Consider the following 1,654-nt stretch of genomic DNA (forward strand, 5'->3'; position numbering starts at 1 on the left):
TGAACTGTCAGTATTTTGAGTGAGCGACATGTCACGTATGTGACATAGACAAGAAATTGTCGAAAAACAGAGATTAAACTGAAGAGTTTGATCCTGGCTCAGATTGAACGCTGGCGGCATGCCTTACACATGCAAGTCGAACGGCAGCGCGGGGCAACCTGGCGGCGAGTGGCGAACGGGTGAGTAATATATCGGAACATACCCTAGAGTGGGGGATAACGTAGCGAAAGTTACGCTAATACCGCATACGCACTAAGGTGGAAAGCGGGGGATCGCAAGACCTCGTGCTCATGGAGTGGCCGATATCTGATTAGCTAGTTGGTAGGGTAAAAGCCTACCAAGGCGACGATCAGTAGCTGGTTTGAGAGAACGACCAGCCACACTGGAACTGAGACACGGTCCAGACTCCTACGGGAGGCAGCAGTGGGGAATTTTGGACAATGGGGGCAACCCTGATCCAGCAATGCCGCGTGAGTGAAGAAGGCCTTCGGGTTGTAAAGCTCTTTTGTCAGGGAAGAAACGGTGTTTCCTAATACGGAATGCTAATGACGGTACCTGAAGAATAAGCACCGGCTAACTACGTGCCAGCAGCCGCGGTAATACGTAGGGTGCAAGCGTTAATCGGAATTACTGGGCGTAAAGCGTGCGCAGGCGGTTTTATAAGTCTGATGTGAAATCCCCGGGCTCAACCTGGGAACTGCATTGGAGACTGTAAGGCTAGAGTGTGTCAGAGGGGGGTAGAATTCCACGTGTAGCAGTGAAATGCGTAGATATGTGGAGGAATACCGATGGCGAAGGCAGCCCCCTGGGATAACACTGACGCTCATGCACGAAAGCGTGGGGAGCAAACAGGATTAGATACCCTGGTAGTCCACGCCCTAAACGATGTCTACTAGTTGTCGGGTCTTAATTGACTTGGTAACGCAGCTAACGCGTGAAGTAGACCGCCTGGGGAGTACGGTCGCAAGATTAAAACTCAAAGGAATTGACGGGGACCCGCACAAGCGGTGGATGATGTGGATTAATTCGATGCAACGCGAAAAACCTTACCTACCCTTGACATGGAAGGAATCCCGAAGAGATTTGGGAGTGCTCGAAAGAGAACCTTTACACAGGTGCTGCATGGCTGTCGTCAGCTCGTGTCGTGAGATGTTGGGTTAAGTCCCGCAACGAGCGCAACCCTTGTCATTAGTTGCTACGAAAGGGCACTCTAATGAGACTGCCGGTGACAAACCGGAGGAAGGTGGGGATGACGTCAAGTCCTCATGGCCCTTATGGGTAGGGCTTCACACGTCATACAATGGTACATACAGAGGGCCGCCAACCCGCGAGGGGGAGCTAATCCCAGAAAGTGTATCGTAGTCCGGATTGTAGTCTGCAACTCGACTACATGAAGTTGGAATCGCTAGTAATCGCGGATCAGCATGTCGCGGTGAATACGTTCCCGGGTCTTGTACACACCGCCCGTCACACCATGGGAGCGGGTTCTGCCAGAAGTAGTTAGCTTAACCGCAAGGAGGGCGATTACCACGGCAGGGTTCGTGACTGGGGTGAAGTCGTAACAAGGTAGCCGTATCGGAAGGTGCGGCTGGATCACCTCCTTTCTAGAGTAGCGCGTAGTTAAGTGTCCACACTTATTGACTGTTAATGATAA

General features: G+C 51.8%; 1 rRNA gene. It reads left to right on the forward strand.

What is annotated here, in order from left to right:
* The first annotated feature begins 75 nt into the window (after positions 1 to 75).
* Positions 76 to 1,604 (forward strand): 16S ribosomal RNA (locus ACO0LF_RS30980).
* Positions 1,605 to 1,654: the final 50 nt, after the last annotated feature.

This window comes from Undibacterium sp. Di27W (assembly GCF_049340345.1).
Taxonomy (GTDB): Bacteria; Pseudomonadota; Gammaproteobacteria; order Burkholderiales; family Burkholderiaceae_D; genus Undibacterium.